This is a genomic window from Alphaproteobacteria bacterium, from assembly GCA_016699305.1.
In the GTDB taxonomy this organism is placed as follows: Bacteria; Pseudomonadota; Alphaproteobacteria.
In genome coordinates, this window is record CP064970.1 from 813,502 (window position 1) to 830,503 (window position 17,002).

The 17,002-nt window shown below is 60.3% G+C and carries 11 protein-coding genes and 2 tRNA genes; 7 read left to right on the top strand and 6 right to left on the bottom strand.

Annotation, left to right across the window (positions count from 1 at the left end):
* Positions 1-224: 224 nt before the first annotated feature.
* From IPI58_03780 to ruvX, 3 genes are all read right to left on the bottom strand, one after another.
* Complete coding sequence (locus IPI58_03780) at positions 225-1,619, bottom strand: phosphomannomutase/phosphoglucomutase (GenBank protein QQR69779.1); 1,395 nt, start codon at positions 1,617-1,619, stop codon at positions 225-227.
* Between the two features lie 75 nt (positions 1,620-1,694).
* Positions 1,695-2,945: an O-antigen ligase family protein gene (locus tag IPI58_03785; protein QQR69780.1), complete on the bottom strand. Its 1,251-nt coding sequence runs from the start codon at positions 2,943-2,945 to the stop codon at positions 1,695-1,697.
* Positions 2,945-3,469 carry a Holliday junction resolvase RuvX gene (gene ruvX, locus IPI58_03790; GenBank protein QQR70036.1) on the bottom strand — a complete coding sequence of 175 codons (525 nt, stop codon included), beginning with the start codon at positions 3,467-3,469 and terminating at the stop codon, positions 2,945-2,947. The genes IPI58_03785 and ruvX overlap by 1 nt, the downstream gene beginning before the upstream one ends.
* 52 nt (positions 3,470-3,521) lie before the next feature.
* Between ruvX and gatC the strand changes: the two genes are divergently transcribed.
* Positions 3,522-3,809: an Asp-tRNA(Asn)/Glu-tRNA(Gln) amidotransferase subunit GatC gene (gatC, locus tag IPI58_03795; protein ID QQR69781.1), complete on the top strand. Its 288-nt coding sequence runs from the start codon at positions 3,522-3,524 to the stop codon at positions 3,807-3,809.
* Positions 3,809-5,293: an Asp-tRNA(Asn)/Glu-tRNA(Gln) amidotransferase subunit GatA gene (gene gatA, locus IPI58_03800; GenBank protein ID QQR69782.1), complete on the top strand. Its 1,485-nt coding sequence runs from the start codon at positions 3,809-3,811 to the stop codon at positions 5,291-5,293. The genes gatC and gatA overlap by 1 nt, the downstream gene beginning before the upstream one ends.
* Positions 5,294-5,473: 180 nt before the next feature.
* Here the strand turns inward: gatA and IPI58_03805 are convergent, their stop codons facing one another.
* A complete protein-coding gene (locus tag IPI58_03805; GenBank protein QQR69783.1) occupies positions 5,474-6,763 on the bottom strand; it encodes an alpha/beta fold hydrolase in 1,290 nt (429 codons plus the stop codon).
* 429 nt (positions 6,764-7,192) lie between these two features.
* Between IPI58_03805 and phaR the strand changes: the two genes are divergently transcribed.
* From phaR to IPI58_03820, 3 genes are all read left to right on the top strand, one after another.
* Positions 7,193-7,873: a polyhydroxyalkanoate synthesis repressor PhaR gene (gene phaR / locus IPI58_03810; GenBank protein QQR69784.1), complete on the top strand. Its 681-nt coding sequence runs from the start codon at positions 7,193-7,195 to the stop codon at positions 7,871-7,873.
* Positions 7,870-8,454 (top strand): SIS domain-containing protein, encoded by a 585-nt coding sequence (locus IPI58_03815; GenBank protein ID QQR69785.1) that lies wholly within the window; start codon positions 7,870-7,872, stop codon positions 8,452-8,454. The genes phaR and IPI58_03815 overlap by 4 nt, the downstream gene beginning before the upstream one ends.
* A 160-nt stretch (positions 8,455-8,614) precedes the next feature.
* Positions 8,615-9,187, top strand: a complete 573-nt coding sequence (locus IPI58_03820; GenBank protein QQR69786.1) for an N-acetyltransferase — start codon at positions 8,615-8,617, stop codon at positions 9,185-9,187.
* Between the two features lie 207 nt (positions 9,188-9,394).
* Here IPI58_03820 and IPI58_03825 read toward each other — a convergent pair whose 3' ends face one another.
* Positions 9,395-10,189: an ABC transporter permease gene (locus IPI58_03825; GenBank protein QQR69787.1), complete on the bottom strand. Its 795-nt coding sequence runs from the start codon at positions 10,187-10,189 to the stop codon at positions 9,395-9,397.
* A 160-nt stretch (positions 10,190-10,349) separates the two neighbouring features.
* Between IPI58_03825 and IPI58_03830 the strand changes: the two genes are divergently transcribed.
* Both IPI58_03830 and IPI58_03835 read left to right on the top strand, forming a co-directional pair.
* Positions 10,350-10,426: transfer RNA gene (locus IPI58_03830), tRNA-Pro, on the top strand.
* Between the two features lie 92 nt (positions 10,427-10,518).
* Positions 10,519-10,595 (top strand) — tRNA-Arg (locus IPI58_03835).
* 22 nt (positions 10,596-10,617) lie between these two features.
* Here IPI58_03835 and IPI58_03840 read toward each other — a convergent pair.
* Positions 10,618-16,743 carry a tail fiber domain-containing protein gene (locus IPI58_03840; protein ID QQR69788.1) on the bottom strand — a complete coding sequence of 2,042 codons (6,126 nt, stop codon included), beginning with the start codon at positions 16,741-16,743 and terminating at the stop codon, positions 10,618-10,620.
* Positions 16,744-17,002 lie beyond the last annotated feature (259 nt).

Consider the following 17,002-nt stretch of genomic DNA (forward strand, 5'->3'; position numbering starts at 1 on the left):
TCATCCATTTATAGTAAATTCAATAAAAATGGGATGAGCACTTTATTGAGCACTTTATCAAGGCCACCGTTTTCCACGATTTGCTGAATACACGCTGATGATAAGGCTTACATCTGGAAATGGGCGATGGGGTTCTTAGAAGTGCCCTCGAACGATGGATCAAAGCTCGACAATCCGCCGCCTTGCGGCAAGAAGCCGCAACACACCCCCCATGCTACCCACTTTTACAGAAGCCGCCCTTCCACGCCGCTGGCTGTCAATTGATCGGTCAGGGCTTGTTTCAGGCGAACCAAGGCCGCTTCGTCATGGCCTTCGGCGCGAAGGATTAGGGCGTTTTGCGTGTTCGAGGCGCGCAGCAGCCACCAACCATCCGGCGTTTTCACGCGCGCGCCGTCCACCAAGATCACATCGGCTCCCGCGCGGCTTAAACGCTCTTGCACCTCGGCGACGATGGCGAATTTGCGCTCCTCGGGCACATCCATGCGGATCTCGGGCGTGTTGACGGCTTGGGGCAGGGCATCGACCAGCTCGGCCAGGCTTTTACCCGAACGGCTGACCAGATTGATCAAGCGCATGGCGGCGTATAAGCCATCGTCGAAGCCGTCGTTATCGGCGAAGAACAGATGACCGCTCATCTCGCCGGCCAGAGGCGCGTTCACCTCTTTCATCTTGGCCTTGATCGGCGCATGGCCTGTCTTCCACATCAAAGGCTTGCCGCCCAGACGTGCGATTTCGTCATACAGGACTTGGCTGGCCTTGACCTCGGAGATGATCGTCGCGCCCGGTTTTTGCGCCAGAATCTCGGCGGCGAACAACGCCATCAGCTGATCGCCGGAAATCAGGCGTCCTGTATGGTCCACCGCGCCCAGACGATCCCCGTCGCCGTCAAAGGCCACGCCCAAATCGCAGCCTTCCTCAAGGATCTTGGCGCGTAGGTCCAAAATGTTCTTTTCCACCACGGGATCCGGGTGGTGGTTGGGAAAACGTCCATCGATGGTTTCATACAGCAGGATATGCTGCCCTGGCAGCGAGCCTGTCAGGCGGCGCATGACTTCGCCCGTGGCACCATTGCCGGCATCCCAGGCCACCTTCAGCGCCCGCGTGCCCTGCCAAGATCCCAGCAGTCGCGCCAAATAGGCATCGCCCATATTGATCGATTCGGACGTGCCTTGCCCCGTCTCGACATCGCCGCGCGCGGCCATCGCGCCCAATTCTTGAATGCCGGGACCATAGAACGGCGCATAATTGTCGTTCGGGCCCAACATCATCTTGAAGCCATTATACTCTGGCGGATTGTGCGAACCGGTGATCATGATCCCGGCATCGGCCTCTAAATGGCGCACGGCGAAATACAGCATGGGGGTCGGCCCCAGGCCGACATTGCTGACCATGATTCCTGCCGCCGTCAGCCCCTCGGCCAATGCCTGAGACAAAGCGGGCGAAGTGAGACGGCCGTCATAGCCCACACAAACCCGCACGCCGCCTTTGCGTCGGACGATGGATCCAAAGACGCGGCCTATGGCGCGCGCATCAGCCTCGGTCAGCGTGTCCCCGACAATGCCACGAATATCGTATTCCCGCAGACAAGACGGATTAAAGCTGTGCTGAAAGTCGGACATATATCCCCCAGAAAACCAGGCCCAAAAAGCCGGAGACGAGCGATTCGACCCCGTGGACTCTGTTTTTTAGACCGCTTATGCCGAATCTGCAATCTTCCTGTCAGTTTTACCCTTGGTAGAAATGCTTGTGGCGACCATAATCATAATGAGAACGGATGCGACATGGCCGCAGATCCACCAGGCTTGCATCAAGCCATAGGCCGTGTTCAGGACCACCAAGGCACAAGCCAGCATCCCCAACGCCAGGGCCTGGAGTTCGTCATCAAGCCGCCGCACCACACCCATCAGGGCCGCCCAAAGAAAAAGAATCACACCAACACCCACCGCACCCCATTCCATCCAAATTTGCAAAAAGCCGTTATGGGGATGCAAAGAGGTGGTGACGGGTTGATCGGCGGGCAAGCCTTGCAAATGCCGCGCCGTGTCCGGATCGTCAAAGGCGCGCGCGGCGTCTGTGCCCCATCCCTGCGCGGGCTTGATCATCACGCGCTGCGCGCTGGCATGCCAAATATCCAAACGCTGCTGGGCCGAGGCGAACAGCCAGCCATCGGTTTTCTGGGCAAGAGAGGGCAAAGCCAAACCAGCCGGCACCATCCCCAAAAAGCCGGTCACGACCAGCAAAGACAGGATGCGCCGTGTCCAGGTCAGGCTGATCCACGCAGTCAACAGAACCACCATGCCCGCCGCCACTCCCGCCGAGGCCGCGCGCGAGGGCCAGATCATGGCAAAAGGCAGGATCATCGTCCCGGCCAGCACCGCCATGGCTCCCACACGCCCCATATGGGGACGCAGTCGGCGCATGACCAAGGCCGCCACGGGCCAAGCCAACATGGCCAGCAACGCCGCAGCGCGTTTGGGCACATTGCCGCCCACGGGACTGTCCGAGGGAACATGGCTGACAAAGCGATGAAGGCTGTGATCCGTAAGAATCTCGAAGATCATCAATCCCAAGCCCAGCGCAGCACCGGCCAGAAAGACGCGACACAGTTGTTGCCTTTCTTCGGGAGCCAAAGCACGAACGGCCTGAATCAAAACCAGCCCACCTAGAATCGCGTAAATGACGGCGATGGCCGATGACCAAGCACGCGGCGAGGGGCTCCATAGAGCGGCGGCGGCGGCCCAGACTGCCAGCGCGGCCAAGCCTGCCAGGGCCAAAGGCGGGGCGGGCGGCCAGACACGCCGAGGCAGCAAGATGCTCAGCCCGGCCAACAAAGCGCTGACCAACAGCCATACCGGCATGCCGCGCGGCACCACGGCGGCCACAGGCAACAGCAGAAAAAAAGCCAAAGCCATCGGAATCACGTTTAACTGCAAGGCCCCGCGCATCACGTCATGCCTAAATCAGAGGAAAGAACGGCTGGAATCGACCCCAGAGACTGCATCCTGTCAAGTGCGCCTTGCAGAATATAGCTGGCGGCGGCGGCATCGACGGCGGCGGCGCGGCGGCGGCGGCTGACATCTTCGGCCAGCATGGCGCGGGTGACGGCAGCGGTGGACAAACGTTCGTCGAACAGCGCGACCGGCACGGGGGCCCCTGCCCTTTCCTGCCCTTGGCGCATCATATGAAAGGCAAAACTGCGCACCGATTGGCAGGCGGTGCCTTCCTTGCCGTCCATCTCCATCGGCAGCCCCAGCACATATCCCGCCACGTCGCGCTCTTGCGCCAGGGCGAAGAGTTTTTCAAGGTCCGGGCGTAACTTGCCCCGGTGCAAGGTGGTGATGCTGGCCGCCACGCGCCATGCGGCGTCCGAAACGGCCAGGCCCAAGGTCGTCGAGCCGACATCCACGCCCATCAGGCGCTTTCCGGGCGGCACCAGGGCGCGCAATTGGTCGAGGTTGCAGATTGGCATGGCCAATGATAAGCAGACAAAGCTGCGTTTGTCATAAGGTTGCGTGCTTGCCATGGCTATTGATCTACAAACCGTGCGCCGCGTGGCGCATCTGGCGCGACTGAAGGTCGCCGAAGAAGACTTGCCCCGCTTGGTGCAGGAGCTGGACGGCATCCTGACCTGGATCGAGCAATTGCAAGAAGTCGATGTCGAAGGCGTCGAGCCGATGACAGGCGTCGAGAACGACGCCTTGCGCATGCGGCCCGATCAAGTCACCGATGGCGGCAAGCCTGCCGATATCCTGGCCAACGCGCCGGACAAGACAGCCGATTTCTTTGTCGTATCGAAGGTGGTCGAATAATGAGCGCCCTAACCCGATTGAGCCTGTCCGAGGCCCTGGACGGCCTGAACAAAAAGGAATTCTGCGCGGTAGATCTGGTCCAAGACCATATCAAGGCCGTGGAAGACGCGCGGGTGCTGAACGCCTTCACCAAGGAAACGCCCGAGATCGCCCTGGCCGCCGCCAAGGAGTCGGATGCAAGGCGCGCCAAAGGCCAAGCGGGACCGTTGGACGGCATCCCCATCGCCGTCAAGGACCTGTATTGCACCAAGGGAATCGAGACCACCGCCTGCAGTAACGCCCTGCGCGGCTTTAAGCCCACATACGAATCCACCGTCACGGCGAATCTGTGGCGCGACGGCGCGGTCATGCTGGGCAAAGTGGGGTTGGACGAATTCGCCATGGGCTCCAGCAACGCAACCAGTTGTTTTGGGCCGGTCATCAATCCTTGGAGTCCGGGCAAGCCCGGGGCATGGGACAAACAGTTGGTGCCAGGCGGTTCGTCGGGCGGTTCGGCGGCGGCGGTCGCGGCGCGTTGCGCCATGGCGGCCACGGCCACGGATACCGGCGGTTCGATTCGCCAGCCCGCTTCCGTGTGCGGCATCACCGGCATTCGGCCTTCCTATGGAAGGTGTTCGCGCTGGGGCATCGTGGCCTTCGCCTCGTCTTTAGACCAGGCGGGGCCTTTGGCGCGCACGGTGCGCGATTGCGCGCATATGCTGCGTTCGATGTCCGGTTTCGACGAGAAGGATTCGACCAGCGTCAACCGTCCGGTGCCCGATTATGTGGCCGCGCTGACCGGCGATATTCGCGGCCTGAAGGTAGGCATTCCCCGCGAATACCGCATCCCCGGCATTCCGGCCGAGATCGACGCCCTATGGTCGCGCGGCGCGGCTTGGCTGCGCGAGGCGGGAGCGGAAATCGTGGAAATCAGCCTGCCGCACACCAAATACGCCCTGGCCGCCTATTACATCATCGCGCCGGCCGAGGCGTCGTCGAATCTGGCCCGCTATGATGGCGTGCGCTATGGTACGCGCGTCGAAGGCGAGGGCATCGACCAGATGTACGAAAATTCGCGCGGCGCGGCCTTTGGCAAAGAAGTGCGTCGCCGCATCCTGATCGGCACTTATGTGCTTTCGGCCGGGTATTACGACGCCTATTATCTGCGCGCCCAAAAGGTCCGCACCCGCATCGCGCAGGATTTCGAGCATGCCTACACGCAGTGCGACGTGATCTTGACCCCGACGGCCCCCGGCCCGGCCTTTGCCATCGGCGAAAAGCAAGACGATCCCATCGCCATGTATCTGGAAGACGTGTTCACCGTTCCCGTCAACCTGGCCGCGACATGCGGTTTGTCGGTCCCCGCCGGACTAAGCGCCCAAGGCCTGCCGCTGGGCCTGCAGCTGATCGGACGCCCCTTTGACGAAGAAACCGTCTTGCGCGTGGGCGACGTGCTGGAAAAAGCGGCAAACTTCCATGCACTGCCGCCTTTCCTGGCGGGGTAGTCCCAAGCTTTTCGCGGTTCTCGCTCAGGGTTGAGTTGACGAATCCGTAGCCTATGACGCTCCGCGCTGCGAGCCTTTATTGGTAGGCAGGCGAATCGTGAGCTACCTACGGCGATGGATTCCATATAACGCTGGGAATTCTGATTCTGAACCTGCAGGAGCTATGGAATCATCCCAAAATCACCCATTAAAATCCGTGAAGAGCTTCTTGTCGCCCTTGCGGCCAGGCGCGCGAGATTCGCTTAGAAGCCACTGTGCCAAAGGATCCCAAACCAATCGAGGCGCGCGCCGACTGGCGATCATGCCGATATGGCCAAGAGCCGTTTCGTTTAACGTGGCATGGGGTAAGTCCCTGGCCAAAGCCCGCGCCGAATCCGGCGGCACGATACGATCTTGTCCAGGCACAATGACCAAGGCGGGTTGACGTATATCTTGGGCGCGGCATGTCTGTCCGGCGATTTGCCACAATCCTTGCGCGGGCAGGTTATCTCGATACCAATCATGCAGTCCGTCGCGCGCCACCAGTCCGGGCAAGGGAACGCCGTCATTGAGCCAGTCTTCGACCAAGACAAAACGCCGTGCCGCTTCGCTATGCGGGTTCATGCCGGCGAAGCGGCGGAATTTTTCCACCATGCCCACAGGCTGCATCAAGGCAAACAGGGCCTGCAGCACGTCCACGGGCAGGGCAGCGCCTTCCTTCAGCCACGGGGCCAGCCAAGTCTCGATGGCCGACACATGGGCTTGCGCCTCTTTGGGATTTCGCCCGGCATGGAAATCCCATGGTGTTGCCAGCAGGGCCACGGCGCGAATGCTGGCGGGCCAGCGCGCGGCGGCAGCCAGGGCCAACAATCCGCCCATGCAATACCCCACCGTCGCCACCGGTTGGCCGCCGATCCGTAAGGCGGTTTCAAGGGCCGGGGCGATACGGGTGATCAAATAGCCGGACATATCCAAGGCTCTTTCACTTGCGCCCGCTCTCCCCCAGTCCAGAAGCATCGGGCGCAAACCCTTGGCCGCCAAAGCGCGCAGCCAACTATGGTCGGTGTCCAAATCCAGAATATACGACCGATTAATCAAAGAGGGGATGACAAAGACCACCGGCACGCCGCGCGGCGCGGTGGGGGCATAATCCAACAACCGAACGGAGCCTTCCTGCCATAAAACAGGTGTATCCGGCAGATTGCGCCGCGCGGGGTGAGAACGCCAAGCGTCAATGCCGTCCAGAAATTCTTTGTAATTTTTTCGCGCTTCAGCGGCGAGGGCGTCTTCGAGGCGTGGGTCTAAGGGGTGGGGTGTCCGGCGGCTTGCGCCCGCGCGGCTTGTCGGTTGTGGCCTTGGTTCGGGCGCGTCCGGCGGAGGCGGAGCGTGCGGGTTTGGCTGTGAGCAGGACGATTCGGGATTCAAGCTCTCCCACTCGCGCTTCAAGTGCCGCCATGCGAAGGGCCAGGTCAGCAGAGGTATTCCCGCCATCAGCAGATGCAAAACCAGCGGCCTTGGCCCCTGTCTTGAGAATGTCATCGAACATGCTCCCAACCGGCGATTCCTGCGTGCCCGCGCGGCGCATGAAGGCGTTCATGGCCGCCATGGCTCCGGCGATAAAACTTCCCGAAGGCTGGGCCAAAGAATCCAGATCGCGCATCGCCTCGGGGTCGCGCAAGGTGGCTACCCATTGTTGTTGCCACATTTCTAGGGTTCGTCGCACCAGGGCCTGTGTCTCTGCCATGGCGTCGGTGGACTCGTCCGCCCCGCTTGTCATACACTGTCCTCCAGTGTCCCGGCTTCTCCAACTCGTCCGCACGGGTCCCGTGCAGATCGCTATCCAGTGTTAGGCTGGGGCGGCCTTCCGGGTCAAGACGGCAGATCGGAGATGCATTCTTTTTCCAAGAGGCGACCTTGCCCATGACTACGGCCCCAGCTCCATCGTCTCCGCCCGTTCTGATCAAAAAGTATCCGAACCGGCGTCTGTACAATACCGCCAGCAGCTCCTATGTGACCTTGGAATATCTGGGACAGATGGTGCGGGACGGTGTGGATTTCGTTGTGTGTGACGCCAAATCAGGCGACGACATCACCCGTTCGGTCCTAACACAGATCATCGTGGAGCATGAAAACAGCGGCCATAGCCTGTTGCCTGAAGGCTTCCTAAGGCAGTTAATTTCCCTTTATGGCGACAATCTGGGTTGGCTGGTGCCGCGCTATCTGGAACACAGTCTGCAGGTCTTCTCCGGAAACCAGGAAAAGATCCGCGATTATGTTCAAGACACGGTGGGCGGCCTGCTGCCCTTCAGCCGTCCCTTGCAGGAGATGGGGCGCGAGGTCAGCCGCCAGAATCTGGAAATGGTTGAGCGCACCATGCGTTTGTTCAACCCCTTTGCCGCCGGAGCAGACGAGGCCAGCAAGGTCGAAGCCAAATCCGTTTTAGATACCTTAAGCCGCGCGCAACTGATCTCACGCGTCACCGAGTTGGAGGCGCATTTGCGTAGCCTGGCCAGTTTTGGCTCGCACGCCGTGGCCTCAAATAAATCTTCCGTAACTTCCCCCAAAACATCCAAACGCGCAAAGAAGACTAAAGACTCATGACCGGTTCATCATCTTTGGCGGCCTATTTGCGCCAGGCCGCCGCCGTGATTGAATCCACGATCAACAGCGAGGCGGTTGTCGCCACCGAGCAGGCCATCGTTGTGATCTCTCAGGCGTTGCATGCCAACAAGCCGCTGTTGGTCTGCGGCAATGGGGGATCGGCCAGCGACGCTTGCCATATCGCGGGGGAGATGGTGGGGCGTTTCTTGAAGGAACGGCGAGCCCTGCGCTGTGTCAGCTTGGTGGGCGATCCGGCGGTCATGACGGCGCTGGCCAATGATTACGGCTATGAGCAGGTCTTTGCCCGCCAGGTCGAGGCTTTGGGAGAGAAAGGGGGCGTATTGCTGGCCATCAGCACCTCGGGCAATTCGCCCAATGTCCTGGCCGCATGCCAAAAGGCGCGAGATATGGGCATGCAGGTCATCGGCCTGACCGGGCATGGTGGGGGGAAGATGGCTGCGATGTCAGATATTCTCATAGCCGTGCCTTCGCGCGCCACGCCGGAAATCCAGCAGGTGCATTTGTGCCTTTACCACTATTTATGCCAGGAAGTTGAAATGCGCATAACGGCAATGATTTAAACACGAAATAATCATAGGATTGGATTGATCGAGAATCTATGCAAATCCTGATGATGGATTAATTTAGAACTATTCTATCTCTTGATTAAGAGGCTTAATATGTGCTAGGGTTCCAGATCAAGAATGGCTTACGGCCATTCGGTTTCGTTCAGAGGGCATCATGCTTCAAATCAGAACGATGAGACCGGATGATTGGGGTAGCTATGGTCGGCACGCCCAAGATCAAGGTGGGGGATGGAATTCTCCGTCCATCAGTGCACTGACGGCTGACCATGCGTGTGTGGATGCATTGTCGCTCATCGTTGAGGCGGATGGCACCGTGGTTGCTGGAATACGGCATTGGCGCGTCCTCATGGGTGAATATGTCCCCGCCCTTTTGATGGAACGGACTTTTGTCAAACCCACTCATGTTGATGAGGGGCTTGAGGCATGGTTAATCCGTGAGTCTTTGGATCGGGCCTATCGCTTGGGACACCGAGTCGTCGTGACATTGGGGCATCCGGAAAGATTTCGTCGATTTGGCTTCTCTCGTTCCCTGGGTGCGGCTTTTTCTCTGCCGGGGTATGAATGCCAAGACGAGGAAACACTGTTGGTGATGGAATTTTGTCCCGGCACTTTGATGGGTGTCAACGGCCCCATCAATCGCTGGAGCGAGAATGAGGATGATGCCATCACATCGGGGATGAACAGCGGGCCTTGGACATATCAGGGGGCTACGGCCACTGCCGAGTAATGGTCCCGGACACTTCCATCTAAAAGAAAATCACGCGCCTTGATTGAACGACTTCTACACGCAGAGCATGTAAGGCGGTCGCAGAGAGTATCGGTTCTTCCATAAGTCGTTTCTTCATCGGCCTACTCATTTCAAACGAAGAAAGAACATGCTCCCTGCCATTCTGGGCCAAATCATGGGGGACAAGTTCCTTTCCATAAACTTGCTTTATCCGCGCAATTTATAGCCTGTGGCCAACATCCGCCAACACAAGAACCCAAGAGCCAATGTCACCGTCAGCATGATGAAAAGGCCCAAAGCCGGGTCGCTGTCGCCATGCCCTAACACGCCCTGGCGGAAACCGTCGATCATGTAAAAGAATGGATTTCCCAGGCACAGCCAGCGCCACTCGGCGGGAAGTTGCTCTAATGTGAAGAAAGTCCCGGACAGGAACGTCGCGGGCATGACGACGAAATTATTGATGGCGGCCAGTTGATCGAACTTATCGGCCCAGATGCCCGAAGCCAGCCCCAGCAGGGCCAAAAAGGCCGAACCCAGCAACAGATGAGCCAGCGCCAACCCGGGCTGGGCCGAAGGCATGACGACCAAAGGCAGCAACGCCACGATGGTGGCCGCGCCCACGACCAGGCCGCGCACCACGCCGCCCAAAGCGAATCCGGCCAGCAAATCAGCCGCCGACAAGGGGGCCATCAACACATCGGTGATGTTGGTCTGCATCTTGGATAGGATGAGCGAGCTGGATGTATTGGCAAAAGCGTTTTGCGCCACGGCCATCATCACCAGGCCAGGCGCCAGGAAGGTCAGCACGTCCACGCCGTGAATCTGACGCGCGCCGTGCTGCATGATGACGAAAAAGACGACACAGAACAGCAAGGTGTTTAAGGCAGGGGCAAGCACGGTTTGCACCGGCACCTTCAAGAAGCGCCCAATCTCGCGCCCAGCGAAGGTCCACAGACCGAGCCGGTTGCCCGAGGGCCAAAACAATATGTCGCTGGGATGCATCGGTATCGTCCTTTCATGACGTCTTTTACCCACAACCCTTCCATCATACACATAACATCATCCCGTTGTTTGCCCGAGAATGAATGTCCGCGCACACACCTCACTTTGCCCTTGTTTTCTGCACGATCACGCGGCATTGTGGGCACGTCGAAGGCTGGGGCGGAGCGTAGCGCAGTCTGGTAGCGCATCAGTCTGGGGGACTGGGGGCCGTGGGTTCGAATCCCGCCGCTCCGACCATCTTCGACGGCCCGCGATCTTTGGCCTCATGGCGCTGGGTTTTATGTGTGTTAGGCCGGATATTGTCGCGTCATGACTCAGTCGCGTCATACGGACCCGTAGCTCAGCTGGATAGAGTGCTGCCCTCCGAAGGCAGAGGTCGTGGGTTCGAATCCCGCCGGGTCCGCCACTTCACCCAGGATTCTGGAAAGCTAGTGATGCGTAGGTGGCGTTGCGTCCATCCGCTCTTCAAGTTTTCGAAGCCGTGCTTCGAGTGCGGCGTTTTTGGCATCGGCATTGTCTTTGGCGGCCTTCAGCTCTTGGATGGCTTTGGTCAGGACGGGGATGAGTTCGTTGTATTTGAGGCCCTTGGTTTGCTCGGCGTCCTCGTTGGTCAGCACCACACCGGGAAGGACTTTTTCGACTTCCTGGGCGATGAAGCCGATCTGCTCGCCCTTCATGCCCCCATCCTTGGGATCCTTCCATTCGAAGGTCACCGGCCGCAAGCGCTCGACGGCGGACAGGCCCTGGTCCAGGGAATGAATATTTTTCTTATGCCGCATATCCGATAACGCTCCCGCCGCGCCGATGGCATAGGCTGTGCCGTTGACTTCCAATCTATAACTTGGGGTGGTTGCAGCAATACCAATACCAATATAGCCGGTTGACAGATTGCCCCTGATTGTGTTGCCGATATTCAGATAATCGCTGGTGTCTGCCGCCGGCACATTGACGTTATATCCGATGACAATGTTGTTAGATCCTGTGGTCAGTGTTGCACCCGTGTTATAGCCCAGCGCGGTGTTGTTGTTGCCCGTGGTTTTGGCGGAGATCGCGTAAGCACCCACTGCAGTGTTTGAGCCGCCCGTGGTGTTGGAGTAGAGCGCGCTAGATCCGATGGCGGTGTTATATCCTCCCGTTGAGTTTGTGATAAGCGCGCTAATGCCAACGGCGATGTTCCCGCCGCCCGTGGTGTTGGCTCTGAGCGCTCCAGAGCCCACTGTAGTGTTTGCGGTGCCCGTGGTGTTATTTCTGAGCGCCGTATAGCCCAGCGCGGTGTTGTCGCTACCCATGGTATTTGTGGTGAGCGCATCACCACCCAGTGCTGTGTTCTGGAATCCGGTGGTGCTGGCGTAGAGCGCGTAATTGCCCACAGCAGTGTTGTGGGCACCCGAGGTGTTGGCGGCGAGGGCCTGAAGGCCGACGGCCATGTTGTCGCCGCCTGAATTCGCAGCCCCCGCCCCATAGCCAACGAACAGGTTGTAATCGGTGACATTTCCAATATTCAGGCGGTTTCCGGTGATGCTGACCAGGCCCGTATTGGCGATGGTCATCTGTGTGGTGCCCTCCGTGACGAAGGTCAGCGTGCCGTCGGCGCCGGTGTCGGTGGCGGTGATGCTGGTATTGCCTTGGCTGATGGCATTGACGGAGAGGGGTTGCCAGGTGCTGTCGCCGCGCAGATAGGTGGTGCTGTTGGCGGTGCCGCTGCCCAGGCGGGCGGTGGCCATGGTTCCGGCGGTCAGATTGGCGGCATCGTTGGTTCCTAGATTAGAGCGCGCGGTGGCGGCGTCCGTCGCCCCGGTGCCGCCATTGGCAACGGCCACCGTGCCGGTCACATTGGCCGCCGTGCCGGTCACATTGCCGCTGACGCCGCCCGTGGCGGTTAATACGCCCGCGATGGTGACAGCGCCGGTCGACAGATTCCCCGTGATCGCGCCTCCGATATTCAGATAATCGCTGGTGTCTGCCGCCGGCACATTTACGTTATATCCGATGAGGATGTTGTTAGATCCTGTGCTCAGTGTTGCTGCCGTGTTATAGCCCAGCGCTGTGTTGTTGTTGCCCGTGGTATTGGCGGCGAGCGCCGTATAGCCCACTGCAGTGTTTGAGCCGCCCGCGGTGTTGACGGCGAGCGCAACATTACCCAAGGCAGTGTTGCTGGCCCCCGTGGTGTTGGTGATGAGCGCGGAATTACCCACAGCGGTGTTAGAGGTACCAGTGGTGTTGGCGTAAAGCGCCCGATAGCCCAGTGCGGTGCCACCCGATGCTGTGTTGGCTTTGAGCGCCTGATAGCCAAGAGCGGTGTTCTGAGTTCCCGTGGCGTTGAAGAAGAGGGCATCACTGCCCACAGCGGTATTGTAGTGGCCCGTGGTGTTGGATACGAGCGCGTAAGTGCCCAGCGCTGTGTTCTGAGTTCCCGTGGTGTTGAAGAAGAGGGCCCCACCGCCCACAGCGGTGTTATTAGTGCCCGTGGTGTTGGATTGGAGCGTCTCTTTGCCCAGCGCGGTATTGAGGGAGCCCGTGGTGTTGGCTTGGAGCGCTAATTTGCCCAGCGCGGTATTGTGGAAGCCTGTGGTGTTGACGGCGAGCGCCTGATAGCCCACTGCGGTGTTGCCGGGACCCGAGGTGTTGGCGGCGAGCGCGGAAGTGCCCACAGCAGTGTTGCCGTCGCCCGTGGTGTTGGCTTTGAGCGCCTGATAGCCCAGTGCGGTGCTATCGGATGTTGAGTTGGCTTTGAGCGCCTGATAGCCAAGAGCGGTGTTGTTATTACCCGTGGTGTTGGCTTGGAGCGCCTCAAAGCCCAGCGCGGTATTGTAGTAGCCCGTGGTGTTGCCTTGGAGCGCGCTAACGCCCATTGCGACGCCGGCGGTACCCGTGGTGTTGTCTTTGAGCGCGTAATCACCTACGGCGGTATTCGAGTATCCGGTGTTGGCCCACAGCGCGTAATTACCCACAGCAGTGTTGCTGTTGCCCGTAATGTTTGAGGTGAGAGCAGAAGCACCCACAGCAGTGTTTGCGATGCCCGTAGTGTTGGCGGCGAGCGCCATATAGCCCAGTGCTGTGCCACTCGATGCTGTGTTGACTTGGAGCGTCCGAAAGCCCAGCGCTGTGTTTTGGACTCCGGTAACGTTGGCGTTGAGAGCGTTATAGCCGACGGCGACGTTGTTTGTGTTAGAACTCGAAGCTCCCGCGCTATAGCCGACAAATGTACCAAAGGTGGCGACGCTCCCGATCCCAAGGCGTGGTCCGGCGATGCTGACCAGGCCCGTATTGGCGATGGTCATCTGTGTGGAGCCCTCCGTGACGAAGGTCAGCGTGCCGTCCGCGCCGGTGTCGGTGGCGGTGATGCTGGTATTGCCTTGGCTGATGGCATTGACGGAGAGGGGTTGCCAGGTGCTGTCGCCGCGCAGATAGGTGGTGCTGTTGGCGGTGCCGCTGCCTAGGCGGGCGGTGGCCATGGTTCCGGTGGTTAGATTGGCGGCATCGTTGGTTCCTAGATTAGAGCGCGCGGTGGCGGCGTCCGTCGCCCCGGTGCCGCCATTGGCAACCGCCACCGTGCCGGTCACATTACCCGCCGTGCCGGTCACATTGCCCGTCACATTGCCGGTGATGCCTCCCGTAGCGGTTAATACGCCCGCGATGGTGACAGCGCCGGTCGACAGATTCCCTGTGATCGCGTTGCCGATATTCAGATAATCGCTGGTGTCTGCCGCCGGCACATTGGCGTTATATCCGATGAGGAGGTTCCGAGACCCCGTGTTCAGTGTTCCTGCCGTGTTATAGCCCAGCGCGGTGTTGTATTGACCCGTGGTGTTGTCGGCGAGCGCGCCATAGCCAACAGCAACGTTATTGGTGGCCGTAGTGTTGGATTTGAGCGCCCAAAAGCCCAGTGCTACGTTCTGGTCTCCGGTGGTGTTGGTGAAGAGCGCGTAATTGCCCACGGCAGTGTTGGCACTGCCCGTGGTGTTATGGGTGAGTGCCTCATTACCTAGGGCGATGTTGTTGGCACCCGTAGTGTTGGCGGTAAGGGCCTCCTCGCCCACAGCGATGTTATTGCTGGCAGTGTTGGCTTTGAGCGCCCGATAGCCCAGCGCGGTATTGTTATTACCCGTGGTGTTGGCTTGGAGAGCCTCACCGCCCAGCGCGGTATTGTAGTAGCCCGTGGTGTTGGAGTAGAGCGCCTGAACGCCAACTGCCGTGTTGCTGTTGCTGCCTGAATTCGCAGCCCCCGCCCCATAGCCAACGAACAGGTTGTAAGCGGTGGCGTCTCCAATATCCAGGCGTTCTCCGGTGATGCTGACCAGGCCGGCATTGCCGATGGTCATCCGTGTGGTGCCTTCCGTGACGAAGGTCAGCGTGCCGTCGGCGCCGGTGTCGGTGGCGGTGATGCTGGTGTTGCCTTGGCTGATGGCATTGACGGAGAGGGGTTGCCAGGTGCTGTCGCCGCGCAGATAGGTGGTGGTGTTGGCAGTGCCGCTTCCCAGACGGGCGGTGGCCATGGTTCCGGTGGTCAGGTTGGCGGCATCGTTGGTTCCTAGATTGGAGCGCGCGGTGGCTGCCGTGGTCGCGCCGGTGCCGCCATTGGCGATGGCCACCGTGCCGGTCACATTGGCCGCCGTGCCCGTCACATTGCCGGTGACATTGCCCGTCACGTTGCCCGTTACATTGCCGGTGATGCCGCCCGTGACGTTGAGCGTGCCTGTGACGTCCAATGTGCTGCTGGGGTTGTTATTTCCTACGCCGAGTTTGCCCTCGACATAGAGGCCGGCGGTTCCTGCACCGGCGTTGAGTATCTGGACTTGGTTGGAATTGGCATCCGACGTCGTGATACGGAACGCATTTTGATAGACGTCCGTCGTCCAATTTGAATAGGTACCATTGGATCTATTCCAAGCGACTTGCGCGCCTTCACTTGTGCCGTCCACGGCGCCAAGAGACAGCCCCGTCGAGTCTACTGTCATGCGCGCCGTTCCGCCTGTGGATATGGCGACGGCATCCGCATTGGGGGAATAGATGCCGGTGTTGGAGTCGCTGGTGAAGGACAACGACGGTGCAGCGGCAGAGCCGACGGGCAGGACGAGGCTGCTGTTGCTGATGGTGCCGCCGCTGATATTGGTGCCGCTGATTCCTCCCGTGGCGCTGAATGTACCGCCGATGGTGGCATTGCCCACGACATTAAAGACGCCAGATGGGTTAACGGTCATCCGTGTGGTGCCTTCCGTGACGAAGGTCAGCGTGCCGTCTGCGCCGGTGTCGGTGGCGGTGATGCTGGTGTTGCCTTGGCTGAGAGTATTGGTGGTGGCGGATATGCTCTGCCAGGTGCTGTCACCGCGCAGATAGGTGGTGCTGTTGGCGGTGCCGCTGCCCAAACGCGCGGTGGCCACGGTTCCGGCGGTCAGATTGGCGGCGTCGTTGGTGCCCAGATTGGAGCGCGCGGTGGCGGCGGTCGTCGCCCCGGTGCCGCCATTGGCGATGGCCACCGTGCCGGTCACATTGCCCGCATTGCCGCTGACATCTCCCGTGATCGTGCTGCCCGAAAGAGTCACCCCGCTGATCGTGCCGCCGGTGATCGCCACGGCGTTGGCGTCTTGCGTGGCGATGGTGCCCAGGCTCAAGGCCGTGCGTCCCGCCGCCGCGCTGGCCGCCGTGAACAGGCTCTTGCCCGTCGCTGTGGCTCCCAATGCGCCTTGCGCCGCGTCTTGACTGGCCGCCATGAACACGCTCTTGCCCGTCGCGGTGGCTCCCAATGCGCCTTGCGCCGCGTCTTGGCTGGCCGCCGTGAACACGCCCTTGCCTGTCGCGGTGGCTCCCAATGCGCCTTGCGCCGCGTCTTGACTGGCCGCCGTGAACACGCCCTTGCCTGTCGCGGTGGCTCCCAACGCGCCTTGCGCCGCGTCTTGGCTGGCCGCCGTGAATACGCTCTTGCCCGTTGCGCTGGCTCCCAGCGCGTCTTGCGCCGTGCCTTGGGTGGCGGCGGTGAACACGTCCTTGCCCACGACGGTGCCGCCCAGATTGCTCAGCGCGCCATTGGCATTGCCGGATCCCGTGCCGCCGCTGGTGATCGGCAAGGCCGTGGTCAGGACCAGGCTGCTGGCGCTCATCCCCGCACCCGTCAGAGTCCCCGAAAGAGTCAGATTGCGCGCCGAGATGTCGCCGGTGTCTTGCACGCTGACCGCATTGCTGCTGTTGCCAAAGGTCACTTTGTTCGCGTTGTCCACCCGCCACACATTGGCCCGCTCACGCGCAATGGCCACCGATAGATACTCCGTCCGATCGTCGCCAGAGGGAGTCGCGCTTTGGGCGCAGTTGGTCTGCACCGTGCCATCCGCGCCCGCCGAGATCAGCTTGATGACGGGCATCGCGCTATCGGCCAGATTTTGCTGCCAGCGGCAATACAGGTAATAGCGTCCCCACGGATCCAGTTGCCGCGCCCCCGAGGACACTTCCAACACGCCGGTTTCCGTGGGCGAACCGCCGCCGCTGATGGCCGCATAGCCCGAAGGCAGCTTGGCGGCATCCGCGCTGCCAAAGGCCAAAAGGGCCGGCGGCAACAACACGGGCTGGGCATAGGTGGTATTGTCGATGGTGGCGCGGTACGGAGAGCTTGACCGGCCATGAACAGCTGATTGCGGGCCGCCGTCTCGTTCGAGACCGTTATTCCCGAGCGCAACACCTGTGAATACCCGCCGAACAACACCCCGGTGGCCACGCCAATAAGGCCCAAAACATACAAAATCGGCCCCAAGATGAACCCTCGGGAACCGTTGTCACGCCGCCTTGCAAAATAGGGGGTGCGCTTCATCTTATCTTCCCTCT